Origin of the sequence: Dactylosporangium sp. CA-092794, from assembly GCF_050948465.1 — a bacterium.
Taxonomy (GTDB): domain Bacteria; phylum Actinomycetota; class Actinomycetes; order Mycobacteriales; family Micromonosporaceae; genus Dactylosporangium.
The window spans coordinates 7,989,759-8,012,486 of the sequence record NZ_CP192044.1 but is presented as its reverse complement, the minus strand read 5'-3'; the positions used below and the strand labels follow the sequence as shown (position 1 = coordinate 8,012,486).

At 73.0% G+C, this 22,728-nt stretch carries 20 protein-coding genes and 1 tRNA gene; 12 read left to right on the top strand and 9 right to left on the bottom strand.

Annotated elements, in window-relative coordinates:
• Positions 1 to 33: 33 nt before the first annotated feature.
• The 3 genes from ACQPXD_RS34210 to ACQPXD_RS34200 form a co-directional block, all read right to left on the bottom strand.
• Positions 34 to 120, bottom strand: a tRNA-Leu gene (locus ACQPXD_RS34210).
• A gap of 201 nt (positions 121 to 321) precedes the next feature.
• A complete protein-coding gene (locus ACQPXD_RS34205; protein ID WP_344616877.1) occupies positions 322 to 468 on the bottom strand; it encodes a GPGG-motif small membrane protein in 147 nt (48 codons plus the stop codon).
• Between the two features lie 45 nt (positions 469 to 513).
• Positions 514 to 1,035: a hemerythrin domain-containing protein gene (locus ACQPXD_RS34200; protein WP_432825450.1), complete on the bottom strand. Its 522-nt coding sequence runs from the start codon at positions 1,033 to 1,035 to the stop codon at positions 514 to 516.
• 185 nt (positions 1,036 to 1,220) lie between these two features.
• Between ACQPXD_RS34200 and ACQPXD_RS34195 the strand changes: the two genes are divergently transcribed.
• The 5 genes from ACQPXD_RS34195 (at position 1,221) to ACQPXD_RS34175 (ending at position 7,935) form a co-directional block, all read left to right on the top strand.
• Positions 1,221 to 2,066, top strand: a complete 846-nt coding sequence (locus tag ACQPXD_RS34195) for an SGNH/GDSL hydrolase family protein (RefSeq protein ID WP_432825449.1) — start codon at positions 1,221 to 1,223, stop codon at positions 2,064 to 2,066.
• Between the two features lie 85 nt (positions 2,067 to 2,151).
• Positions 2,152 to 3,453, top strand: a complete 1,302-nt coding sequence (locus tag ACQPXD_RS34190; RefSeq protein ID WP_432825448.1) for a M20/M25/M40 family metallo-hydrolase — start codon at positions 2,152 to 2,154, stop codon at positions 3,451 to 3,453.
• A gap of 37 nt (positions 3,454 to 3,490) precedes the next feature.
• Positions 3,491 to 4,204 (top strand): hypothetical protein, encoded by a 714-nt coding sequence (locus ACQPXD_RS34185; RefSeq protein ID WP_432825447.1) that lies wholly within the window; start codon positions 3,491 to 3,493, stop codon positions 4,202 to 4,204.
• Between the two features lie 1,286 nt (positions 4,205 to 5,490).
• Entirely contained in the window at positions 5,491 to 7,356 is a 1,866-nt protein-coding gene (locus tag ACQPXD_RS34180) for an Hsp70 family protein (protein WP_432825446.1), read from the top strand.
• 15 nt (positions 7,357 to 7,371) lie between these two features.
• On the top strand, positions 7,372 to 7,935 hold the full coding sequence (locus ACQPXD_RS34175) for an O-methyltransferase (RefSeq protein ID WP_432825445.1): 564 nt from the start codon (positions 7,372 to 7,374) through the stop codon (positions 7,933 to 7,935).
• 6 nt (positions 7,936 to 7,941) lie between these two features.
• Here ACQPXD_RS34175 and ACQPXD_RS34170 read toward each other — a convergent pair whose 3' ends face one another.
• The 3 genes from ACQPXD_RS34170 to ACQPXD_RS34160 form a co-directional block, all read right to left on the bottom strand.
• The gene (locus tag ACQPXD_RS34170; RefSeq protein WP_432825444.1) at positions 7,942 to 10,476 is read right to left on the bottom strand and encodes an EAL domain-containing protein; all 2,535 of its coding nucleotides are present in this window, start codon (positions 10,474 to 10,476) and stop codon (positions 7,942 to 7,944) included.
• A gap of 126 nt (positions 10,477 to 10,602) precedes the next feature.
• On the bottom strand, positions 10,603 to 10,794 hold the full coding sequence (locus ACQPXD_RS34165) for a DUF5703 family protein (RefSeq protein ID WP_350554007.1): 192 nt from the start codon (positions 10,792 to 10,794) through the stop codon (positions 10,603 to 10,605).
• A 55-nt stretch (positions 10,795 to 10,849) separates the two neighbouring features.
• The gene (locus tag ACQPXD_RS34160) at positions 10,850 to 11,821 is read right to left on the bottom strand and encodes an aldo/keto reductase (protein ID WP_432825443.1); all 972 of its coding nucleotides are present in this window, start codon (positions 11,819 to 11,821) and stop codon (positions 10,850 to 10,852) included.
• 105 nt (positions 11,822 to 11,926) lie between these two features.
• Here ACQPXD_RS34160 and ACQPXD_RS34155 point away from each other — a divergent pair, with 105 nt between their 5' ends.
• From ACQPXD_RS34155 to mshC, 5 genes are all read left to right on the top strand, one after another.
• Positions 11,927 to 12,970 (top strand): LLM class F420-dependent oxidoreductase, encoded by a 1,044-nt coding sequence (locus ACQPXD_RS34155; RefSeq protein WP_432825442.1) that lies wholly within the window; start codon positions 11,927 to 11,929, stop codon positions 12,968 to 12,970.
• Between the two features lie 2 nt (positions 12,971 to 12,972).
• A complete protein-coding gene (locus ACQPXD_RS34150; RefSeq protein WP_432825441.1) occupies positions 12,973 to 13,677 on the top strand; it encodes an MSMEG_4193 family putative phosphomutase in 705 nt (234 codons plus the stop codon).
• 52 nt (positions 13,678 to 13,729) lie between these two features.
• On the top strand, positions 13,730 to 14,296 hold the full coding sequence (locus ACQPXD_RS34145; RefSeq protein WP_432825440.1) for a DUF3090 domain-containing protein: 567 nt from the start codon (positions 13,730 to 13,732) through the stop codon (positions 14,294 to 14,296).
• Positions 14,297 to 14,353: 57 nt separating this feature from the next.
• Positions 14,354 to 15,106: an SCO1664 family protein gene (locus ACQPXD_RS34140; protein WP_432844076.1), complete on the top strand. Its 753-nt coding sequence runs from the start codon at positions 14,354 to 14,356 to the stop codon at positions 15,104 to 15,106.
• 159 nt (positions 15,107 to 15,265) lie between these two features.
• Entirely contained in the window at positions 15,266 to 16,516 is a 1,251-nt protein-coding gene (mshC, locus tag ACQPXD_RS34135) for a cysteine--1-D-myo-inosityl 2-amino-2-deoxy-alpha-D-glucopyranoside ligase (protein WP_432825439.1), read from the top strand.
• Between the two features lie 177 nt (positions 16,517 to 16,693).
• Here the strand turns inward: mshC and ACQPXD_RS34130 are convergent, their stop codons facing one another.
• Complete coding sequence (locus ACQPXD_RS34130; protein ID WP_432825438.1) at positions 16,694 to 17,206, bottom strand: nitroreductase family protein; 513 nt, start codon at positions 17,204 to 17,206, stop codon at positions 16,694 to 16,696.
• Positions 17,207 to 17,858: 652 nt separating this feature from the next.
• On the opposite strand from ACQPXD_RS34130, the gene ACQPXD_RS34125 reads away from it, so the two are divergent.
• Positions 17,859 to 18,080, top strand: coding sequence for a DUF3311 domain-containing protein (locus ACQPXD_RS34125; protein WP_432825437.1), 222 nt, complete (start codon positions 17,859 to 17,861; stop codon positions 18,078 to 18,080).
• Positions 18,081 to 18,086: 6 nt separating this feature from the next.
• Entirely contained in the window at positions 18,087 to 19,745 is a 1,659-nt protein-coding gene (gene mctP, locus ACQPXD_RS34120) for a monocarboxylate uptake permease MctP (RefSeq protein WP_432825436.1), read from the top strand.
• A gap of 396 nt (positions 19,746 to 20,141) precedes the next feature.
• On the opposite strand, the gene ACQPXD_RS34115 is transcribed toward mctP, so the two are convergent.
• Together ACQPXD_RS34115 and ACQPXD_RS34110 are read right to left on the bottom strand one after the other, a co-directional pair.
• Entirely contained in the window at positions 20,142 to 20,936 is a 795-nt protein-coding gene (locus tag ACQPXD_RS34115) for a GntR family transcriptional regulator (protein ID WP_432825435.1), read from the bottom strand.
• 823 nt (positions 20,937 to 21,759) lie between these two features.
• Positions 21,760 to 22,641: a PAC2 family protein gene (locus ACQPXD_RS34110; RefSeq protein WP_432825434.1), complete on the bottom strand. Its 882-nt coding sequence runs from the start codon at positions 22,639 to 22,641 to the stop codon at positions 21,760 to 21,762.
• Between the last annotated feature and the right edge of the window lie 87 nt (positions 22,642 to 22,728).

Sequence of the window (22,728 nt, the reverse complement as noted above, 5' to 3'; positions counted from 1 at the left end):
GAAGCACTCAAGTGGTGCAGGTATGCAACACATTGGTGTCGAAGGGGGGACTTGAACCCCCACGCCCTTAACGGGCACTAGCACCTCAAGCTAGCGCGTCTGCCATTCCGCCACTTCGACTGGCTGAACCATTGTACGCGGTGGTTCTCACCCCGCTCCAACGGCCCTGCGACACATTACACGGTTCCCCGAGATCTTGACGAATCGGGGGTGAGACACGCGGCGGCCCCCGGCGCGAGGGGCGCCGGGGGCCTTGTGCCGCGGGCGGCCGGAGGGGGAGCCGGCCGGCCCGGGGTTCGTAGCGTCGAGGGTGGCGGTGCCCTAGACGTTGAAGATGCTGACGCCACCCGGGCCGATCAGCAGTGCCACGACGATGAGGATGATGCCCCACAAGATTTGCCGGCGCAGGAGTGCGACGACACCGGCGATGCCGATCAGCACCGCGATGATCCACAGGATGGTTGCCATGCCTGTTTGATACCGCTGTGGACCGATCGATAAACGTTCGCCGGCTTACAAGTCCTCTTCCCACGTGGTACGCCGGGAAAGCGCGTCCATCACCTTGTCCACCACGCCGATCGCCGGGTCGACGACCTTGTTCAGCGGCGGGGTGGACGGAGTGCCGGGATGTGGCCTGGTGGGGGCCGCCGAGCGGGCGATCTCCACCCGGTTGCCCAGCCGTACCAGCTCAGTATCGGTGCATCGCTCGCGCAGGGCCGGAAAAACTTCGCCGTCCGTGCGCCTGGTGTGTGCTCGAACGCGTTCCGTCACCGAGTGCAGCGCGGCCTGGTCCGCGGGCGTCGCGTGCAGCCGCCGCAGCGCTACCAGCAGCTCCGCGTCGGCGGCGAGTTCGCGTTCGGCGATTTCCGGGCCTTCCGGCAGTACCGAATGGATCGCCGGATAAAGATATTGCTCCTCGGCCGACAGGTGGCGGGCCAGCATCGCCACCAGGACGTCTGACGCCTTCGGCTCCGTCGTCGCGCGGGCGCACAGCCGGTCGAGTTGCTCGTGGTCCTCGTGCAGCAGGTCGAGCATGCTGGGGCCGGCCGGTTCCAGTTCTTCGTCGGTGACGCCTGGCACGGGCGGCAGCGGGGGGAGCGGGGCCGCGCTCACGGGTCGACCTCCTCGGTCGTGGGAGTGGTGACGCGCGGTTACCCGAGTCCGCATTCCTTGAAACGGCGGTACCATCGCATGCACCATCTTCAATTGAAGGGGCCGCCATGTCTGTGACCTGGCGGGGGTCCGCCGCCCTCGCCGCGCTCACCGCCGCCGTCATCACCGCCGCGCAGCTCGGGACCGCCATCCCGGCCGCCGCGGCCCCGGGCCCGCCGCCCGGATCCATCGCCTCGATGGGCGACTCGATCTCCCGCGGTTTCAACGCCTGCGGCTGGTACGTCGACTGTCCGAGCCGATCGTTCAGCACCGGCACCGACACCGGCGTGAACAGCCACTACCTGCGCATCCGGGCGGTCAACCCGGCGATCAGCGGCCACAACTTCAACGACGCCGAGTCCGGTGCCACGGTCGCCGACATGCCGGGGCAGGCCGCCGCGGCCGTCAGTCAGGGCGCGGGGTACGTCACGATCCTGATCGGCGCCAACGACGCCTGCACGAGCTCCGAGTCCACCATGACCGGCGTCGCCGCCTTCCGCTCCACGCTGGACGGCGCGCTGGCCACGCTGAAGTCCGGGCTGCCGAACGCGAAGATCCTGTTGATCAGCATCCCCGACATCAAACGGCTCTGGCAGGTCGGCAGCACGAACGCCGCCGCGCGGACGGTGTGGTCGTTGTTCGGCATCTGTCAATCGATGCTCGCCAACCCCACCTCGACCTCGGCCGCCGACTCGGCCCGCCGCGACCGCGTGCGCCAGCGCGTGATCGACTTCAACGGGCAGCTCGCCGCCGCCTGCATCGCCTATGGCGCGAACTGCAAGTACGACGGCGGGGCCGTCTTCGGCTACCAGTTCTCCCTGTCCGAGGTCTCGACCTGGGACTACTTCCACCCCAACGCGTCCGGGCAGGCCGTGCTCGCCTCGATCAGCTACGCCGCCGGCTTCGCCTGGTGAATCTCAGGGTGGTCCGGCGACGACTCACCGTAGCCGTCGCCGGACCAACCGCCAAACTGTCACACCCGCCTGATATGACTTCACCATGGACGCCACCGACGAGGTCATCGACATCTGCCGCGACCTGTTGCGCATCGACACCACCAACACCGGCGACCTCGGCACGAGCGTCGGTGAGCGGGTCGCCGCCGAGTATGTCGCGGAGAAGCTCACCGAGGTCGGGCTGGAGCCGCAGATCTACGAGAGCGAGCCCGGGCGGGCCAGCGTCGTGGCCCGGTTCGAGGGTGCCGACCCGACGCGCGACGCGCTGCTGATCCACGGCCACCTCGACGTGGTGCCCGCCGAGGCCGCGGAGTGGTCGGTGGACCCGTTCGGCGGCGAGCTCAAGGACGGCTACCTGTGGGGGCGCGGTGCCGTCGACATGAAGGACTTCGACGCGATGGTTCTCGCTTTGGTACGCCAAATGAAGCGCGAAGGTCGCAAGCCCCCGCGCGACGTCGTGCTCGCCTTCGTCGCCGACGAGGAGGCGGGCAGCACCTACGGCGCACAGTTCCTGGTGGAGCGGCACCGCGAGCACTTCGACGGCGTGAGTGAGGCCATCGGCGAGGTCGGCGGCTTCTCCGTGAGCGTCGGGGGCGACCAGCGCCTCTATCTCGTCGAGACCGCGGAGAAGGGCATCGACTGGCTGCGCCTGCACGCCAAGGGCCGGCCGGGCCACGGCTCGATGATCAACGACGACAACGCGGTCACCGCGCTCGCGGAGGCCGTCGCGCGGGTCGGCCGGCACCGGTTCCCGGTGATCCTCACCCCGACCGTGCGCGAGTTCCTGGTGCAGGTCTCCGAGGTGCTCGGCATCGAGTTCGACCTCGACGACCCGGAGGCGGCGGTCGGCAAGATCGGGCCGATCGCGATGATCATCGGCGCCACGCTGCGCAATACCGCCAACCCGACCCGGCTCGCCGCCGGGTACAAGGACAACGTCATCCCCGGCCGCGCCTCGGCCACCATCGACTGCCGCACCCTGCCCGGCCAGTCCGAGGCGTTCGAGGAGGAGCTGCGGCGCATCGTCGGGCCGGACATCGAGCTGGAGTACATCCACCGTCAGCCGGCGCTGGAGACCAGCTTCGACGGGGCGCTGGTCGGGGCCATGTCCGCGGCGCTGCGGGCCGAGGACCCGGGAGCGCTCCCCGTGCCGTACATGTTGAGCGGCGGCACCGACGCCAAGCAGTTCAGCCGGCTCGGCATCCGCTGCTTCGGCTTCTCGCCGCTGCGCCTGCCCGCCGACCTGAACTTCGGCGCGTTGTTCCACGGCATTGACGAGCGCGTTCCCGTGGAGGGACTACAGTTCGGCGTGCGAGTTCTCGACCGGTTCCTGCAGCAGTCCTGACCAATACAGCGTTCATCGATTCAGGGGGAGTCCCATCATGACCGACCGGCACGCGGAGCTTGACGCCGCGCTCGAGCGCGTGATCGCGGCGGCACGCGAGCACCTGGCCGCGGTCAAGGCCGCCAACGGGCGGGCCGACGACGACGAGGTGTGGCGGGCCTACGTTGAGCTCAACAACGCCTCCAACAGCTACGACGAGCTGCTCCTCGATGAGTTCGGCGAGGTCACCCCGTGGGACGTGGAGGCGATCGACCCTGAGGAGGCCGACCGCCAGCTGGGCGTCGGCATCGGCGGCGTCGACGGCACCGAGGCCGAGGACCCGCACCCGCAGGTCATCTCGGTCCGCCAGCGCCGCGACTACCGCGTGCCCAGCGTCGCCGCCCTGCTCCGCCTCGCCGAGGCCGCCCGCCGCGCCAACCCGGGCGAGGGCGACAGCGCCTCCGTCGAGACGGTCGGCGAGGCCGTCCTGGAGCTGATGCAGGCCGGCGACGGCTCGCTCGGCGCCCTGGACATCCCGGAGCTCGAGTCCCTCGACGGCGTCGTCATCGTCGCCGAGGTCGACACCCCGCTCGACCCCGAGACCTACGAGGACACCGACGGCGCCGGCCCCTTCACCCTGGCCGACGGCGACCGCGTCGTCGACCGCCTCGACGAGCACGCCTTCGTCGACCTCGACGACGAGCTCACCGAGGACGAAGACGAAGACGAGGAGGAGGACGAGGAAGCCCAGGACACCGCCGACCGCCGCTGACGGCCGCCGGCCGACGGCTGACGCCCCGCGTCCCGCCCTTCCGCCTCGCCCCACTACAACCGCCGCGCGTCGGGGCCGGTCCCGCACCGCCCCGACCCGCCGTCCGCCACCCACCTCCGCCGGCTCCGCGCCGCTTCCCGCCACGGCCCGCCCCCCGTCGACCGCCTCGCGCCACGGCCCCGCCTCGCGCCACGGCCCCGCCTCGCGCCACGGCCCCGCCTCGCGCCACGGCCCCGCCTCGCGCCACGGCCTCGCCTCGCGCCACCCGTCGGTCGCCGCCAGCCACGGCCCCGCGCCGCTCATCCCGCCACGGTCGGGCACTCGCGCCGCCCGTCGGTCGCCGCCAGCCACGGCCCCGCGCCGCTCATCCCGCCACGGTCGGGCACTCGCGCCGCCTTCCCGCCCGCCGGGCTCTGCCTGCCACGGCGCCCCGTCCCGCGAAGCGTCGCGTTGCCCGCCGGCCCGTCCCGCCGCCGTCTGCTGGCCTGCGCCGTCTGTTCGTCCGCGCCCCCGGCCATCCGCGCCGCCCCGGCTCGTCCCCCCCCGTCGCCCGCTGCCGGAGCGCGTCGCCGGGCGTCGTTCGCCCGCTTGCGCTCGGGTTGTCGGCCCGCACTCTGGGGTGTTGCTCGTCCGCGCTCGCAACGGCGCCCAGCGTCGCACCCGGCGGGTGCAACCGCCGATCTGCGCGGCCGAGCCGGACGTATGTCTCCGTGATCATGCAGTCCGCAGTGGCGCACCACGGGTTTGCCATGATCCCGGAGACTTGTGGTACACGGGGGTACATCAGCACTCCGTGATCATGAAAAACCGTTGGTGTCGGTGCCGGGTTGTGCATGATCGCGGAGAGTTCCGGTCGCTGCGCCGCGCCTCGCGGGGTGGAGCGCCCGACGGTGCGACGTGATCGCCGGTCGCGGCCCGCTTCCCGCCGCGGCCTCCCGCCGCTCATCCCGCCACGGCCCGCCCCGCGTCGCCTGCCGGTCGCCGCGCGCCACGGCTCTGCGCCGCGCGCCACGGCTCTGCGCCGCGCGCCACGGCTCTGCGCCGCGCGCCACGGCCTTGCGCGGCGCTGCCTGTCACAGCCCTGCGCAGCGCCGCCTGCCGCCCGCCATGACCCTGCCCCGCGCCGCCTGCCACTGCCCGCTTTCCGCCACGGTCCGCTCCGCGCCGGTCGCCGCCCGCCAACCGCCCCGACCCGCCAGCGGCTCGACCGGTGCCGCTTCGCGGCGGTGTTCCGGGTGGTGGCGGAGCGGCGGGCGCGGCGGGGGGATGCGCTACTCTCGCCGACCATGAGGCTGGGGATCGACTTCGGCACGTCGACGACCGTCGCGGTGCTGCAGCGGTCCGATGGGCGGGTGCAGCAGCTGCTGTTCGACGGGTCGCCGTTGTTGGCCTCGGCCGTGTTGCTCGGGGTGGACGGGCGGCTGCACACCGGGCGGGACGCCGCGCATCTCGCGCGGAGTGCGCCCGAGCGGCTCGAGCCCAACCCCAAGCGGCGCATCGACGAGCGTGCCGTGCTGCTCGCCGATGCCGAGGTCGGGGTCGCCGAGCTGGTCGGGGCGGTGCTCGGGCGGGTCGCGGTCGAGGCCGGGCGGGTCGGCGGTGCCGTGCGGGAAGTGGTGCTCACCCATCCCGCGGACTGGGGCAGTGCCCGGCGGGCGGTGCTGGTCGAGGCGGCGCGGCGGGTCGGGTTCGGTGACGTCGAGCTCGTCGCCGAGCCGCTGGCGGCCGCGGCGGCGTTCACCGCCACGCACGGTGGTGCGCTGCGCGTCGGTTCCTTCCTGCTGGTGTACGACCTCGGCGCCGGCACCTGCGACATCACGCTGCTGCGGCGGGAGAGCGGCGGGTTCCGGCAGGTCGCCTCGCACGGGCTCAACGACGTCGGCGGGCTCGACGTCGACGCGGCGATCGTGGCGGCACTGCAGGGGACGTACGGCGCGCTGTGGAGCGATCCGGGCTCGCGCCGGCAGCTGTGGGACGAGGTGCGCTCGGCGAAGGAGATGCTGTCGCGGGCGGCCGGCACGGTGATTATGGTGCCGGCGCTGCGCCGGGAGGTGCCGCTCGGGCGGGAGGAGCTGGAGGCGCTGGCCCGGCCCGTGCTGCGGACGACGATCGGGATGACCGTGGCGCTGCTGCGCGAGGCCGGGGTCGGGACGGGCGACATCGGCGGGCTGTTCCTGGTCGGCGGGTCGAGCCGGATTCCGCTGGTCGCCACGATGCTGCACGACGCGCTCGGCGTCGCGCCGACCGTCGCCGAGCAGCCCGAGCTGGTCGTGGCCGAGGGCGCGCTGCGGCTGACCGCCCCCGCCGAGGCCGCGCCGACGGTCGCCGAACAAGCGGCGCTGCGGCTGACCGTCCCTGCCGAGGCCGAGCCGACGGTCGCCGACCAGCCGGCGCTGCGGCCGGCCGCCCGGCTCGCGGCGGAAACGGCCCGGCCGCCGATCCAGCCGCCGCCGGACCGAGCCACAACACCGGACCGTCCCACAAGGGCGCGGTGGAAGGGCGTGGTCGCGGCCGCCGCGGCGCTGGTACTGGCGTTCGGGGCGTTCGCCACGTACGTGACGATCCGCACCAACCAGGACGACGGGGGCGACCTGGGCGGCGGTGCCACGCCGAGCCTGGCGGCGACGAAGTACGACTTCGCCAAGGCTCCGGACGACCTCTGCGCCGCGGTCGACCTGAAGCCGTTCGCGGCCCTGTACGAGTCGCGGGAGGAGGAGCCTCGCGCCGACCGCAACCTCACCGACCAGATCAGCACGGCGAACTGCCAGATCCGCCTCGTACACCAGAAGGGCGCGATCCTCGCCCTGTTCGTCGTTTCCGTCACCGTGCGCGCCGACCCGGCGGCGATGCCGATCACCTACCAGCAGCTGGTGAGCGGGTCGGCCCAGAACAACCTGGACCCGGTGGAGCTGACCGGGATCGGCGACAAGGCCGTCGTGTACACCAACAAGGGCACGTCGCAGCAGGCCAAGACCGAGCTGACGCTGATCGTCGGCGCCATGGACGGCAACCTGATCTGGCAGCTGCGGCTGAGCGCGACCCGCCGCACGGACACCAAGGGCTGGACGGCGGCGGAGGTGCGGGACCAGCGCGACAAGCTGGTCGAGGTCACGCGGGCGTCGCTGCCGAAGCTGGCCGCCGCGTTCGCCTGAAAGGACGGGGACGACATGCTGCAGCGGCCGGCCGGGGTGGCCGAGGCGGAGCGGCGGGCGGCCGCGGCGGGGTTCGGGTACTCGTGCGAGCCCGACGCGGGGCGCCTGCTCGCCGCGCTCAGCGCCGCCGTCCCGCCGGGCGGGCGGATCCTGGAGCTCGGTACCGGTGCGGGGGTCGGCGCGGCCTGGATCGTGCACGGCGTGGGGGAGCGCGGCGACGTCACGGCCGTGTCCGTCGAGCTCGACCCGGCGACCGCGGCCGTCGCGGCGGCCGGTGCCTGGCCCGGGTGGTTGCGCTTCGAGGTCGGCGACGCCGAGGCGCTGCTGCCGGGGCTGGGCGCCTTCGACCTGATCTTCGCCGACGCGCCGGGCGGCAAGTGGTCCGGGCTCGAGCGCACGATCGCGGCCCTCGCGGCGGGCGGCGTGCTGCTGCTGGACGACATGGACCCGGGCCGGTACCCGCAGGCCGAGCACCGGGAGATCGTCTCGGGCATCACGCGGACGGTGCTGACCCACCCCGGCCTCGTCGCGACGGCAATCAACACCGGCAGCGGGTTCCTGCTGGCGACCCGCCGCTGAACCGGCTCAGCGGCCGGCCCGCTGGGTGTCGAGGTAGGCCTCGAAGCGCTCCGCGACCGACGGGCCGCAGAACAGCGGGCCCTGCGCGAGCCGGCAGCCCGCGGCGGTGACGGTCCGCAGCTCGTCGTCGTCGCGTACGCCGTCCACGGACACGTCGACGCCGAGCTGGCGGGCCAGGTTGACCACCGCCGCGACGACCGCCGTGTCGGCGCCCGCGAACGTGTGCCGGTCCACCCGGACCAGGTCCAGCGGCAGCCGGCGCAGCAGGCTCAGCGACGCCGCCTGCACGCCGAAGCCCTCCAGTGCGGTCCGGGCGCCCAGTGTGCGTACCGCCGCCAAATGATCGATCAATCCGGGCTGCTCCGGGTCGGGGACGGCGAACTGCACCACGAGCCGCGACGCCGGGAACCCGGTCGCGCCGACGAGGTCGACGAGGCCGCCCTGGCCGAGCAGCGCCGGGGACACCGGCAGCGCCAGCCACAGCGGGGAGCCGGCCGGGCCGGCGCCGCCCCACGCGGCGAGCTGGCGGCCGGCCGCGCTGAGCAGCCAGGCACCCAGCTCCAGGTGCAGGCCGAGCTGGTCGGCGACGGGCAGGAACTCGGCGTCGGCGACCGGGCCCAGGCCGGACCGGCGCCAGCGCGGGCGGGCCTCCACGCCCGCGACGCGGCCCGAGGGCAGCTCGACGACCGGCTGGTACACCAGGTCGAGCTCGCCGCGGGCGAGGGCGCCCGGCAGGTCCTGCTCGATCATCAGGCGGCGGCGCAGCAGGGCGGCCGTCGCCTCGTCGTACCACTGCGGCGGCTGCGCCGGGCCGAGCTGCCGGGCCCGCTGCAGGGCGAGCTCGGCCTTGGCCAGCGCGGAGTCGGCGCCGCCGCCGGCGGTGTGCTCGGCCAGCCCGGCCGAGGCGGACAGATGCGAGGAGACGCCGAGCACGGGGTACGGATCGGACAGCAGCGTGAGCAGCCGGCTCGCGGTCATCTGGGCGTGCACGGCGCCGCCCGCGGTGAGCACCGCGAACTTGTCGCCGGTGAGCCGGGCCGCGACCTCGCCGGGGCCGAGCGCGGCCCGCAGCCGGCGGGCGGCCTCGACCAGCACGGCGTCGCCGATCTCGTGGCCGCGCAGCTGGTTGACGCTGCTCAGCCCGTCCAGGCCGAGGACGATGAGCACGCCGGGGGCGGTGCGCTCGCCGAGCCGCCGGCCCAGCTCGGTGCGGTTGGCCAGGCCGGTGAGGTGGTCGCTGCGGGCCGCCTGCCGCAGGGCGTGCTCGAGCTGGCGGCGCTGGCTGATGTCGCGCACGTGCACGACCACGGCCCGCACCGACGGGTCGCCGCGCTGGTCGCTGACGCTCCACTCGGTCTCCCGCCAGATGCCGAAGCCGTCGCCGATGCGGGCCTCGACCAGCACGGCGCCGGCCGCGAGGGCCGTGCCGGCCGCGTGCGCGTCGTCGGGATGGACCCGGTCCAGCAGCGGCCGGCCGATCACGTCGGCGTCGGCGAGGCCGAGGCGGCGGGCGGCGGCGGGGGACTGCCACCGCACCACGAAGGCGTCGTCGAGCATCATCGTCACGTCGGCGGAGCCGGCCACCAGGGCCCGGAAGCGGGCCTCGCGTTCGGCGAGCCAGCGGGTGTACTGCCGGATGTCGGCGACGGCGAGCCCCTCCCGCACCGCCACCAGCAGTACCCCCACGATCGCCAGCAGCGCCGAGGGCTCGTCGAGGTGGCCGACGACCACGAGATGGTAGGCGGCGGCGACGAGCGCGCCGGCCATCGGCAGGGCGAGCAGCGGGTAGCGGGCGAAGCTGCCGTCCGGGGTGACGGTGCCGGGCGCCTCGACCGCGACCCCGGCCGGCAGCACCCGGCCGGCCAGCAGCGGCCCGGCGGCCAGCGGCACGCCGGCCAGCAGCAGCCAGCCCGGCGCGAGGTGGTAGTCGAGGATGAGGATCAGCGCGGTCTGGGCGATGATCGTGACGAGCACGCCGAGGCCGCGCAGCAGGGCGCCGGGCTGCAGCGGGGCGGCGCGCAGCGTGCCGACGACCGCGGCGCCGACGGCGACGCTGGCCACCAGCACGGCGGTGAGGCCGGCGCCCTTGAGCCCGGCCGCCTCGAACACGAGCAGCCAGGCGACGAAGAACAGCAGGATGCCGATCCCGACGCCGTCGATGAGGCGGCGGATCCGCCCGACGTAGGTGGCGGCCTGCCCGGGCAGGTGGAACAGCCCGGCGAGGAACGTGCCGGCCACGAAGAACAGCCCGATCAGCGGCAGCTCGGCGGCCAGCGGCACGTCGGGGAACAGCACGTGCGGCGCCACCACGTCGGCGGCCCCGGCCGCGGCGGTCGACAGGCCGCTCAGCACCAGCCCGGCGGCGACCGGCCGGTGCCAGCCCGGCACCCGTCCCCGGCCCGCGCGGACCCGCACGAGCAGCACCGCGGCCCGCGCGGCGGCCGCCAGGCCCACGACCGTGAGCGCGGCGCCGGCCGGGATCAGCCCGGCCAGGGCCACCGTGAGCGCGACGGCGCTGAGCGTAACGGCGACGGACAGCACGGCGATTCTTTCCTCGGAGGGGTCGAGGCTCGTCCTCGGGGGTTGAGGCGAGTTTCGCGCACACTGTCCAACGCATCAAGCATCGACAAGGTTACGTTCGGCGAGCACGCCGGCGAATGGCGGAGGCTACGTGCTGAGGCCGGGGAGCGTCTCGCTGGTGACGCGGCGGCGGAGCATGACCTGGCGGGTGCCGTCCGGGTAGAGCCGGACCCGGGCCAGCTCCCAGCCGCCGTACTCGGCCTGGATCGTCAGCTGTGCGTTGGCGGTCATCCGGTCGACATTCGACGGTAACCGCAACGGCACGTATTCGTAGTCCATGTCCCGATACTGCTACGCCCGTATCCGCCGCACCACCCCTTCCAGGGCGGTACCGTCAGGTCTGGCGCTCCGGATAACCCGAGGTCGGCGCCGATACGTCGTCGAGCGCGGCCCGGATCTCCCGCGGCAGCGTGATCTCCTCGGTCTGCAGCGCCCCGAGCAGCTGCCCGACCGTGCGCGCCCCCAGCACCGGCGCCACCACGCCCGGCCGGTCGCGGACCCAGGCCAGCGCCACCTCCAGCGGCGACACGCCGAGGCCGCCCGCGGCCGTGGCCACCGCCTCCACGATCCCGGCGCAGCGCTCGTCGAGGTAAGGCGCCACGAACCGCTCGAAGTGCGGCGACGCGGCCCGCGAGTCGGCCGGCACGCCCGTGCGGTACTTGCCGGTCAGCACCCCGCGGCCCAGCGGTGACCAGGGCAGGATGCCCAGGCCGAGGGCGGCGCAGGCGGGCACGACCTCGCGCTCGATGCCCCGCTCCAGCAGCGAGTACTCCACCTGCGTCGACACCAGCGGCGCCCGGCCCGGCCACGCCCCCTGCCAGGTGGCCGCCCGGGCGGTCTGCCAGCCGGAGAAGTTCGACACGCCGGCGTAGCGGGCCCGGCCGCTGCTCACCGCCGTGTCGATCGCCGAGAGCGTCTCGTCCAGCGGCGTGTCCGGGTCGTAGCCGTGGACCTGCCACAGGTCCACGTAGTCGGTGCCGAGCCGCTGCAGGGACGTGTCCAGGGCGCGCACGAGGTGCCCGCGGGAGCCGTCCCGCCGCCGCGCCATGCCCGGGCGCAGGCCCGCCTTCGTGGCGATCACCAGCTCGTCGCGGGGCACCAGGCGACCCACCAGCGCGCCGATGACGGACTCGGCCTCGCCGTCGGCGTAGACGTCGGCGGTGTCCAGCAGCGTGCCGCCGGCGTCGCGGAACGTCTTGAGCTGGGCCGCGGCGTCGTCGGCGTCGGTGTCACGGCCCCAGGTCATGGTGCCGAGGGCCAGCCGGGATACCGCCAGCCCGCTACGGCCGAGCGGTCGCTGCTGCATGCATGGAACGATACGGCCGGACGGCGCCTTCGTCCGGTAGGCGTGCCCCGGGCTACCCTGGTGCCGCCCGTGCAGGGTCGCGCGGGGGTACCTCTGGAGGCGGTTATGCGGCTTGCGCTGAATCTCGGATACCTGTCGTCGTGGAACGACCCCGCCGGTCACCTGGCCGTCGCCCGGGAGGCCGACCGCCTCGGCTTCTCCTGCGTGTGGGTGGCCGAGGCCTACGGCTCCGACGCGCCGTCGATGCTCGCCTGGCTGGCCGGGCAGACCGAGCGCATCGAGCTCGGCTCCGCCGTGTTCCAGATCCCCGCCCGGACCCCGGCCATGGCCGCCATGACCGCCGCCACGATCGACAAGCTCTCCGGCGGGCGGTTCCGGCTCGGCCTCGGCGTGTCGGGGCCGCAGGTGTCCGAGGGCTGGCACGGCGTGCGCTTCGCCAAGCCCCTCGCCCGCACCCGGGAGTACATCGACATCGTCAACCTCGCCCTGACCCGCAAGGTCGTCGAGTACGACGGCGAGCACTACCAGCTGCCGCTGCCCGGCGGCCCGGGCAAGGCGCTCAAGCTGATCCTGCACCCCGTCCGCGACCACGTGCCGATCTACCTCGCCGCGGTCGGCCCGAAGAACCTCGAGCTCGCCGGGGAGATCGCCGACGGCTGGCTGTCGGTGTTCTTCTCGCCCGAGTTCGGCGAGGAGTCGCTCGCGCCGATCGCCGCCGGGCGGGCCAAGGCCGGCAAGACGCTCGACGGCTTCGAGGTCGCCGCGAGTGTACCGGTGGTGTTCGGCGACGACGTCGAGATGTGCGCCGAGCTCGTCCGGATGTACGCCGCCCTCTACGTCGGCGGCATGGGCTCGCGGGAGCAGAACTTCTACAACGCCCTCGCCGTGCGCATGGGCTACGCCGACGCCGCCCGCGAGGTCCAGGACCTCTACCTGGCCAAGCGCCAGCGGGACGCGGCCGCCGCGGTGCCGCTGGAGTTCATCGACCGCACCTCGCTGCTCGGACCGGTCGAGCGGGTCGCCGAGCGGCTGCAGGCCTACCAGGAAGCTGGTGTGACCGAGATCTCCACCCTGGTGTTCGGCGACGCGGAGTACTCGATCAACACCATCCGGCAGCTGGCCGGCGCGTGGGAGAAGGCGGGCCTGTAGGGGTGACGACCGTACTGCTGCTGCGGCACGGCCGCACCACCACCAACGCCACCGGCGTGCTCGCCGGGCACCAGCCGGTCGCCCTCGACGAGGTCGGCCGGGGCCAGGCGGTCGCCGTCGGCGAGCGCCTCGCCGCCGCCAAGCTGCCCCTGGCGGCCGTCGTCAGCAGCCCGCTGCCGCGCTGCCGGGAGACCCTGGCCCTGGCCCTGCCCGAGGTCACCTCCGTGGTCGACGACGAGGGCATCATCGAGTGCCGGTACGGCGACTGGACCGGCCGGCCGCTCAAGGATCTGGCCAAGGAGCCGCTGTGGACCACGGTCCAGGCGCACCCGTCCGCGGCGGTGTTCCCCGGCCCCGACGGCGAGTCCATGGCCGAGATGTCGGCCCGGGCGATCGCCGCCATCCGCGGGTGGGACGCCAGGATCACCCAGTCGCACGGGGCCGAGGCGGTGTGGCTGGCCTGCAGCCACGGCGACATCATCAAGGCCGTCGTCGCCGACGCCCTCGGCATGCACCTCGACCTGTTCCAGCGCATCGCGGTGGAGCCGGCCTCGGTCACCGTCATCCGCTACACGCCGCTGCGCTCGTTCGTCCTGCGCCTCAACGACACCGGCGGTGATCTGTCCGGGTTTCAGCCGCCGGAGCAGCCGGAGGGCGAACCGACCTCGGATGCCGCGGTCGGAGGCGGTTCGGGCGGTTCTGTGTGATCTTGCCGCCCGGCTGCGGCAGCCGCCGCCGAGAGTGGATAGAGTTCTGAGCATGAGCCACCACGTGTACGCATTCGAGCCGCCGGAGCGGTTCGTTGCCGGCACCGTAGGTGCGCCGGGGGAGCGGACCTTCTTCTTGCAGGCGCGCGGCGGGGGCCGGCTGATCAGCGTCGCCCTGGAAAAGGTGCAGGTCTCCCTGCTGGCCGAGAAGCTCGAGGAGCTGCTGCAGGAGGCCCACCGCCGCTTCGGGGTGGACCTGGCCGCGGAGACCGTCACCGAGACCGCCGACAACGAGCCCCTGGACACGCCGCTCGACGAGGAGTTCCGGGTCGGCACCCTCGGCCTGCAGTTCGACGTCGACACCGCCACGGTCGTCATCGAGGCCATCGCGGTCGGCGAGGACGAGACCGAGGAGCCCGCCGACGAGGACGAGGACGACGAGCTCATCACCGCCGACCGCGACCGGCTCCGGGTGCGGCTCACCCCCGCGGCCACCCGCGCCTTCATCGAGCGGGCCAAGCGGGTCGTCGCCTCCGGCCGCCCGCCCTGCCCGCTGTGCGGGCAGCCGCTGGACACCCGCGGCCACCTCTGCCCGCGGCACAACGGCTACCGCCGGTAGCCCCGCGTGCCGGCCCTGCCCGAGGACGAGGCGCTCGAGCTGCTGCGCCACGGCACCATGGAGCTGGAGGGCCGCATCATGGACGCCTCCAACGCCACCCTCCGCGCCGTCATCACCCGCGGCGACACCGTCGCCCGGTGCGTCTACAAGCCGGTCAGCGGCGAGCGGCCGCTGTGGGACTTCCCCGACGGCACCCTCGCCGGCCGGGAGTACTCCGCCTGGCTGCTCTCCCAGGCCACCGGCTGGGGCATCGTCCCGCCCACCGTGCTGCGCGAGGGCCCGCTCGGCCCCGGCATGTGCCAGCTGTGGATCGACGACGAGCTGCAGAGCGACGAGCTGCTGCTCGGCTTCGTCCCGGCCAACAAGGTGCCCCGCAACTGGCGGCGGATCATGTCCGCCCGCGACGAGAACGGCCGGCCGTATGTGCTCGCCCACGCCGACGACCCCCGCCTGGCCCGGCTCGCCGTCTTCGACGCGGTCGCCAACAACGCCGACCGCAAGGGCGGCCACGTGATCGACACCGTCGACGGCCACGTCCACGGCGTCGACCACGGCATCTGCTTCCACACCGAGGACAAGCTGCGCACCATCATCTGGGGCTGGGCCGGCGAGCCGATCCCGGACGAGTGCCTGGAGGTGCTGGAGAAGCTGCGCGCGCAGTATGCCGCCGGCCTCGCCGAGACGTTGTCGCAGCACCTGACCCCGGCCGAGGTGGCGATGGTGTCCGTGCGCATCGGCGCCCTGCTGCAGTCCCGGAAGTTCCCCGAGCCCGACGAGGACCGCCACGCCATCCCCTGGCCCCCGATCTAAAGATCACATGCATGACTCCGGTCCGTGCGACGCACGACCGTTGCTCCCGTCAGACACCGCTCGGGCCTGGCGGCCCTCCCTGCCAGGCCCGCGGTGCCAAGAACAAGGCGGGCATCGTCACATCCCCCGCGAACGGTGCTCGCAGATACGCTGTTGGTCATGGAGTCCTGGACCGCACCGGCGTTGCCCACGCTGCCCCGCCCCGGAGCCGGCGCCGCGCCGCTCGCCCTCTTCGACTCGGCACGCCGGGAGATCGCCCCGGTGGAGCTGGCCGGGCGGCCCGCCACCATGTATGTCTGCGGCATCACCCCGTACGACGCCACCCACCTCGGCCACGCCGCCACCATGATCGCCTTCGACCAGGCCAACCGCGTCTGGCGCGACGCCGGGCACGAGGTCGACTACGTGCAAAACGTGACCGACGTCGACGACCCGCTGCTGGAGCGCGCCGCCCGCGACGGCGAGGACTGGGTGGTCCTGGCCATGCGGGAGACGGCACTGTTCCGCGAGGACATGGAGGCGCTGCGGATCATCCCGCCGAAGCGCTACGTCGGCGCGGTCGAGTCGATCCCGCAGATCGCCCGCAAGGTGTCGGCGCTGCTCGCCTCCGGGCACGCGTACCCGTTGGACGACGGCACCGGCGACGTGTACTTCTCCGTGGCCACCGCGCCCGGCTTCGGCAGCGAGTCCAACCTGTCCCGCACCGAGATGCTCCGCCTCGCCGCGGAGCGCGGCGGCGACCCGCAGCGGCCCGGCAAACGCGACCCGCTCGACCCGCTGCTGTGGCGGGGCCTGCGCGAGGGCGAGCCGGCCTGGGACGGCGGCGACCTCGGCCCCGGCCGCCCCGGCTGGCACATCGAGTGCGCGGTCATCGCCCAGAGCCTGCTCGGCGACACCATCGACGTGCAGGGCGGCGGCAACGACCTGCTGTTCCCGCACCACGAGTGCTCCGCCGCGCACGCCGAGGCGCTCTCCGGCAAGGTCCCGTTCGCCACCCACTACGTGCACGCCGGCATGATCGGCCTCGACGGCGAGAAGATGTCCAAGAGCCGGGGCAACCTGGTCTTCGTCTCCCGCCTGCGCGGCGACGGCATCGACCCGATGGCGGTGCGCCTGGGCCTGCTCGCCGACCACTACCGCAACGACCGGCAGTGGACCGACGACACGCTCAAGACCGGCCAGCAGCGACTCATCCGCTGGCGGGCGGCGGCCCGCGCCGGCATCGGCCCGTCCGGCCCCGAACTGCTCGCCCAGCTGCGCGAGCGGCTCGCCGACGACCTCGACACCCCCGGCGCCCTCGCCGCCGTCGACGCCTGGGTCGACGCCACCCTCGCCGACGCCGGCGACGACCGCGAGGCCCCGGCCCTGATGGCCACCGCGGTCGACGCCCTCCTCGGCATCAAGCTCTAACCCCACCGGCTCTTCGGCGCCGGCCACCCGTCGGACGGTGGCCGGCGGCGAAGCTACCTAGGTACGGCTCAGAGCCCGCTGAGTAGCACGGCGGATCCGCCGCCCGGCCCGCATGCGGCGCAATGGTGTCCATGGAACACATCTGCTGCGACGGGATCTGGGACTGACCGGACCGCCTCACCAGCGCTCGCGGTGTACGACGTCCGCCGCCGCCCGCCGGTCGGGCCGCTCGATCGGCCGCAGCGGCCGGTCGGCCGGATAGCCCAAGGGGATGAGGTACCCGCAGAAGCGGTCCTCGGGGAAGCCCAGCACCTCCCGGGCCAGCTCCTGGTCGCCGACCGCCGAGTGGCCCGACGCCACACCCAGGTCGGCGGCGGCGATCTGCAGGCTCATCGCGGCCTGACCGAGGTCGAACATGACCTGCCCGCGCCGCCCCTCCGCCGGGACGGGCGCGACGAGCGCCACCGTGGCCGCCGACCCGGCCACGTGCCCGGCCCCCCGCCAGACCGTGGCCAGCTTCGCCAGCCGGTCCCGCTCGGTGACCACGACGAAGTCCCACGGCTGAGTATTCTGCGACGAGGGCGCCCGGCGCCCCGCGTCGAGGATGCGATCGAGGTCTGCCGGCGGTACCGGCCGATCGGCGAACTGCCGCACATCGCGGCGCGCCCGGATGGCGTCCCAGGTCTCCATCGGCCCATTGTCGCCCCCACCGTCCCGCCCCGCGGCCCAACCGGCGGTAGCCGGCCGGGTGGTCCGCAACCCTCCAGCCTCCGTTTGGCGGCGCCTCCGTTTGGCGGCCGGGGCAGACGTATGTCTCCGTGATCATGATGCGCGTCGTGGCCGCACCACGGTTTTTCATGATCCCGGAGACTTGTGGTACACGGGTGTACATCAACACTCCGTGATCAAGAAAAACCGTTGGTGTCGGTGCCAGTTACGCATGATCGCGGAGACTTCCGGTCGCTGGGCCGCGCTCCGCGACGGGCGGGGCCCGGCGTGTGGGACGCGCAGGCCGCGCACCAACGTGGCCGCCGTGACCGCCGCCGGGTTTGCCGCGGTGGCCGCGCCGCAGGCCCTGCCGGCCGACACGGCCCGCCCAGACCGAGCGCTGGGCCCGGGCTCCGAGCTTGCCGCGGTGCCCGGCCGGGGCCGTGGCGATCCGCCGCGCGGGCCGGGGGCCAGCGCCACCGAATTGGAGCTTGCCCGTTCAGCGCTTGGTTTCTACCGCTCGCCGATTCGCCGGCGGCGGGGCTCGGCCGGTCGGCAGGGATCAGGTTACGTCGATCACCAGGGACCTGCCGCCCAGGTCCCGACGACACCCCCTTCGAAGGAGAGGTCTGCCGTGACCGGTCCTGAAGAGCCGAACACCCGGCGGGCGGGTGACCGCAGCCCCTGGAACTGGCTGCTGATCATCCCCATCGTCGTGCCGCTGCTCACGTTCATCTACAACGCCGACAGCCCCCGGTTCCTCGGCTTCCCGCGGTTCTACTGGCTGCAGCTGGCCATGATCATCCTCGGCGTCGGCACCACCACGCTGGTCTACCAGATGACGAAGCGGCGGTGAGCATCCATGTGGCGTGACCACGGACTCGAGATCACCATCTTCGTCGTGCTCTTCGCCGCTGTCAGCGCGGTCGGCTTCATCGCCGCCCGCTGGCGCCGGCCCGACACCCTGGCCCACCTCGACGAGTGGGGCCTCGGCGGGCGCAGCTTCGGCGGCTGGATCACCTGGTTCCTCGTCGGCGGCGACCTGTACACCGCCTACACCTTCGTCGCCGTGCCGGCGCTGCTGTTCGCCTCCGGCGCCGCCGGGTTCTTCGCCGTGCCGTACACCGTCATCATCTACCCGCTGGTGTTCCTCGTGCTGGCCCGGTTGTGGTCGGTGTCGCACCGGCACGGGTTCGTCACCCCGGCCGACTTCGTGCGGGCGCGGTTCCAGTCGCCGACCCTGGCACTGCTGATCGCGATCACCGGCATCGTGGCGACCATGCCGTACATCGCCCTGCAACTCGTCGGCATCGAGGCCGTGCTCAAGACGATGGGCGTCACCGGCTCCGGCACCCTGGCCCGGCACCTGCCGATCATCATCGCCTTCGCGATCCTGGCCGCGTACACGTACTCCAGCGGCCTGCGCGCTCCGGCCCTCATCGCGTTCGTCAAGGACTCGCTGATCTACATCGTCATCCTGGTCGCGGTCTTCTACCTGCCGGCCAAGCTCGGCGGCTGGGGCGCGATCTTCGACGCCGCCGACGCGAAGTTCGACAAGACACCGGCGGTCGCCGACGGCATCCTGCTCAACGCGAACAATCAGGTGCAGTACTTCACTCTCGCACTGGGCTCGGCCTTGGCGCTCTTCCTGTACCCGCACAGCATCACCGGCGTGCTGGCCAGCAAGAACCGCGACGTCATCAAGCGCAACATGTCGGCCCTGCCGGCGTACTCGTTGCTGCTGGGCCTCATCGCCCTGCTCGGCTACGCCGCCATCGCCGCGGGCGTGGTACCCCTGAAGAACCCCAGCGGCACCAATGACACCAACACCGTGGTACCACTCCTGTTCGACAAGCTGTTCCCGGACTGGTTCGCCGGCATCGCCTACGCCGCCATCGGCATCGGCGCGCTGGTCCCCGCGGCCATCATGTCCATCGCCGCCGCGAACCTCTTCACCCGCAACATTTACCGGGAGTACCTCAAACGCGACGCCACCCCGGCCCAGGAGGCCACGGTATCGAAGCTGATGAGCCTGCTGGTAAAATTCGGGGCGCTGATCTTCGTGGTCTTCGTCGACCCGCAGTTCTCCATCGACCTGCAACTCATCGGCGGCGTGATCATCCTGCAGACGCTCCCCGCCGTCGGCCTGGGCCTGTTCACCCGCTGGTTCCACCGCAGCGCGCTCATCGCGGGCTGGGTCGCCGGCATGGGCCTGGGAATGTGGATGCTCTACCAGATCCCCAACCCGGCCACGAACCACGCCCACTTCGGCGGCTCGGCGTTCGCGCTGAGCGAGTGGGGCCTCGACACGAAGAAGACCATCTACGTCGGCTTCGTCTCCGTGGTGGTCAACCTCGTCGTGGCGGCAATCCTGACCCTGATCCTGCGCGCCACCTCCGTCACCGACGGCGGCGACGCCACCACGCCGGAGGACTACCTCGCCGACGAGGGCGACCCGCGCCTGACCGCGGCCCCGACCTCGCCGGCCCCCGCGGCCGCCGCCCCCGATCCCATCACCTGACCACCGTCGCCCGGGACGGCGGCCGTTCGCCGCTGTCCCGGCCCGGGCATGGGCGGCCGACCGCGACACTGCCACGGCGCAGCCGCTGCCACTGTCACTGTCACGGTGGTGAACGCTGACACTGTCACGGTGGTGACGCTGACACTGTCACGGTGGTGAATGGTGACACTGTCACGGTGGGGACGATGACAGTGTCACCCTTGGGGTGCGGCGGGGCGGCGTGGGGTCGTGCTGCTGGCACTGTCACGGTGGGAACGCTGACACTGTCACGGTGGGGGATCGTGACAGTGTCACGGTTACTGCGCCGTAGGTCGCCAGGGCGGCGGGCCGCCGCCGATGTCCGGTCTTGGGCCGCGGAACGAGGGCGCCTTGCGAGGGAAGCGAGCGGGCGGGCGGCTAGCCCAGCGCCAGCCCTGGCTCGTCGTCGGGCAGCCCGGGCCGGGGCGCCGGGATGCGGTACTCCTCGGTGAGCGCTGTCATCGGGCCCGGCCAAGCGGCCTGGGCGACCTCGATCGGCTTGTGGTCGTCGTCGTAGGCGACGTGCAGCAGCACCAGTACCGGCGTGTCGGGCCGGATCTGCAGCAACTCTGCCTCCTCGCGGGTGGGCAGCCGGGCGGTCACCTGGTCCCGGGCGCTGGTGTAGCGGCGGCCGAGCTCTTCCTCGACCTCCTGGTACAGCGGCCGGTCGAACACGTCGGCCCGCTCGATCGACGTCCCGCGCACGTCGTTGGGCCGGAACCAGGATGCCCCGACCTCGACCGGCGCGTCGCCGGTGCGCACTAGATGCCGCCGCACCAGCAGCGGCGCCCCCGCCTCCAGTCCGAACGCCTCGGCGACGTCAGCGGGCGCCGGCATCTGCGCCACGATCATCAAATGCTGCCGGTACCGCGCGGCGAGCTCCGCGTGGTATCCGCGCTGCGCCCCATAGCGCCCCCGGGAGAGCCGGTTCATCCGCCGCTTGGTACCGCGCACATAAGTCCCCGACCCGGGCCTCGTGATCAGTAGCCCCTCGATCCGCAGCTGGTCGATGGTGCGCTGCACGGTCTGCTTGGCCACGCCGAACTGCGCCGCGAGCGCCGGAATGGACGGTAGCCGCTCCCCGGGCCCCCAGTCCCCGCGCTGAATCTGCGCCCGCAGTTGCGCCCCGATCTGCCGATGCGGAAACTCCGCCGCCCCCGGATTGATGGTCATAGGGCCAAACCTAGCCTCCTAGGAAGCCAAGCGCAACGCCTTCGGCCTCACTCGTGCCGTCCGTTTTGCGGCCCCAGGCGACGCTTTCTCTCCGTGATCATGCAGCGCCCGCCCCGAAAACACCGGTTTGCCATGATCGTGGAGACATAGTGTACCTATGTGTACATAGACACTCCGTGATCACGAGAAACTGGCAGAACGGCGCCACGTCGGCCATGATCACGGAGACTTACGGTCGCGCCGCCCGCCCGAGCCCGTCGCGGTCCCGGCCCAGCCCGGCGCTGTCCGGCCCATCCCATCCCATCCCATCCCAGTCCGGCCCGTCCCAGCTCAGCTCGACCCGCCCGCGCCCGCCCCAGCACGGCCCGCCCCAGCACGGCCCGCCCCAGCACGGCCCGCCCCAGCACGGCCCGCCCCAGCCCAGCCCGCCCCAGCCCAGCCCGGCCCAGCCCGCCCCAGCCCAGTCTGGCCTGGCCTGGCCTGGCCTGGCCTGCCTCGGCCTAGCCCAGCTCAGCCCCGGCCCAGCTCATCGCGCAGCCACAGGCCGGCGATCAGCCCGGGCCAGCCCGCCCCGCCCCGGCCCGGCTCAGACCGGCGCAACCCAGCCCGGAGCCCGTCGGGCGCGCGAGAACCCGCCGCGCCGACGCGTGGGAACAACGGACAAATGCCACAAACAGCGCCAGTCGCGGCCGTTCCCAGACGCGCGTCGGAGGCCGGCGGCTCCGGCCCGTGCCGGGTCGATGCGCCGTGCCCATCCGCGGGGCGGGATGCCCACCCGGACAAACGCGGAAGTGGAGCGGCCGCGCGATACCGGGCGAGCCGGCTACCAGGCGCCGGTGGCGGAGGGGCCGGCCTGGCCGCCGCGGCGGCGGAGGTACTTCTCGAACTCCTGGGCGATCTCGTCGCCGGTCAGCGGCTGCAGGCCGGCGTCGCCGGAGCGTTCCTCCAGCTCGCGCACATACTCGGCCAGCTCCGCGTCCTGCTCGGCGGCCTGCTTGAGCCGCTCCTCCCACTCCGCCGACTGTTTGGCCAGGTCGCCGGTGGGCACGGGCAGGTCGAGGATCTCCTCGACCCTGTGTAGCAGGGCCAGGGTCGCCTTGGGGCACGGGGGGTTGTTGGCGTAGTGCGGCACGTGGACCCAGAACGACACGGCGTCGAGGTCGGCGCGCAGGCAGGCGTCGTGCAGCACGCCCACGATGCCGGTCGGGCCCTCGTAGCGGGTCGGGATCAGGCCCAGCCGCTCGACCGTCTCGGCGGTGGAGCGGGCCGGGGCCGAGCCGGACACCGGCAGCGGGCGGGTGTAGGGCACGTCGGCCAGCAGGGCGCCCAGCAGGACGATCCGGTTGACCTCCAGGCTGTGGCAGACCTCGAGGATCTCGTCGCAGAAGGTGCGCCAGCGCATGCTCGGCTCGATGCCGCGGATCAGGACGATGTCGCGCTCCGCGTCGGGCGGGCTGGCCACCGCGAAGCGGGTCGTCGGCCACTCGATGCGCCGGGTCTCGCCGTCCGACATGAGCACCGTCGGGCGGTTGACCTGGAAGTCGTAGAAGTCCTCGGGGTCGAGCGAGGCGATGGTCTCGGCGCCCCACTCCTGCTCGAGGTGTTCGACGACGGCGGTGGACGCATCGGCAGCGTCGTTCCACCCTTCGAACGCGGCAATCGCGACAGGGGAGCGCAACACGGGCAGGCCGTCGAACTCGGTCACGGTCCCAGCCTACGTGCAGCGTCGCGAGATGGCTTGCCGGCCGCGCGGGGACGGACCATATCCGGGTGAATACGCTGGGCTACGGGC

What these genes read in the sequence shown, in the direction of transcription:
- ACQPXD_RS34205 (WP_344616877.1), bottom strand. Translation starts at nt 468, where the DNA reads ATGGCAACCATCCTGTGGATCATCGCGGTGCTGATCGGCATCGCCGGT.
- ACQPXD_RS34200 (WP_432825450.1), bottom strand. Translation starts at nt 1,035, where the DNA reads ATGCTCGACCTGCTGCACGAGGACCACGAGCAACTCGACCGGCTGTGC.
- ACQPXD_RS34195 (WP_432825449.1), top strand. Translation starts at nt 1,221, where the DNA reads ATGTCTGTGACCTGGCGGGGGTCCGCCGCCCTCGCCGCGCTCACCGCC.
- ACQPXD_RS34190 (WP_432825448.1), top strand. Translation starts at nt 2,152, where the DNA reads ATGGACGCCACCGACGAGGTCATCGACATCTGCCGCGACCTGTTGCGC.
- ACQPXD_RS34185 (WP_432825447.1), top strand. Translation starts at nt 3,491, where the DNA reads ATGACCGACCGGCACGCGGAGCTTGACGCCGCGCTCGAGCGCGTGATC.
- ACQPXD_RS34180 (WP_432825446.1), top strand. Translation starts at nt 5,491, where the DNA reads ATGAGGCTGGGGATCGACTTCGGCACGTCGACGACCGTCGCGGTGCTG.
- ACQPXD_RS34175 (WP_432825445.1), top strand. Translation starts at nt 7,372, where the DNA reads ATGCTGCAGCGGCCGGCCGGGGTGGCCGAGGCGGAGCGGCGGGCGGCC.
- ACQPXD_RS34165 (WP_350554007.1), bottom strand. Translation starts at nt 10,794, where the DNA reads ATGGACTACGAATACGTGCCGTTGCGGTTACCGTCGAATGTCGACCGG.
- ACQPXD_RS34160 (WP_432825443.1), bottom strand. Translation starts at nt 11,821, where the DNA reads ATGCAGCAGCGACCGCTCGGCCGTAGCGGGCTGGCGGTATCCCGGCTG.
- ACQPXD_RS34155 (WP_432825442.1), top strand. Translation starts at nt 11,927, where the DNA reads ATGCGGCTTGCGCTGAATCTCGGATACCTGTCGTCGTGGAACGACCCC.
- ACQPXD_RS34145 (WP_432825440.1), top strand. Translation starts at nt 13,730, where the DNA reads ATGAGCCACCACGTGTACGCATTCGAGCCGCCGGAGCGGTTCGTTGCC.
- ACQPXD_RS34140 (WP_432844076.1), top strand. Translation starts at nt 14,354, where the DNA reads ATGGAGCTGGAGGGCCGCATCATGGACGCCTCCAACGCCACCCTCCGC.
- mshC (WP_432825439.1), top strand. Translation starts at nt 15,266, where the DNA reads ATGGAGTCCTGGACCGCACCGGCGTTGCCCACGCTGCCCCGCCCCGGA.
- ACQPXD_RS34130 (WP_432825438.1), bottom strand. Translation starts at nt 17,206, where the DNA reads ATGGAGACCTGGGACGCCATCCGGGCGCGCCGCGATGTGCGGCAGTTC.
- mctP (WP_432825436.1), top strand. Translation starts at nt 18,087, where the DNA reads ATGTGGCGTGACCACGGACTCGAGATCACCATCTTCGTCGTGCTCTTC.
- ACQPXD_RS34115 (WP_432825435.1), bottom strand. Translation starts at nt 20,936, where the DNA reads ATGACCATCAATCCGGGGGCGGCGGAGTTTCCGCATCGGCAGATCGGG.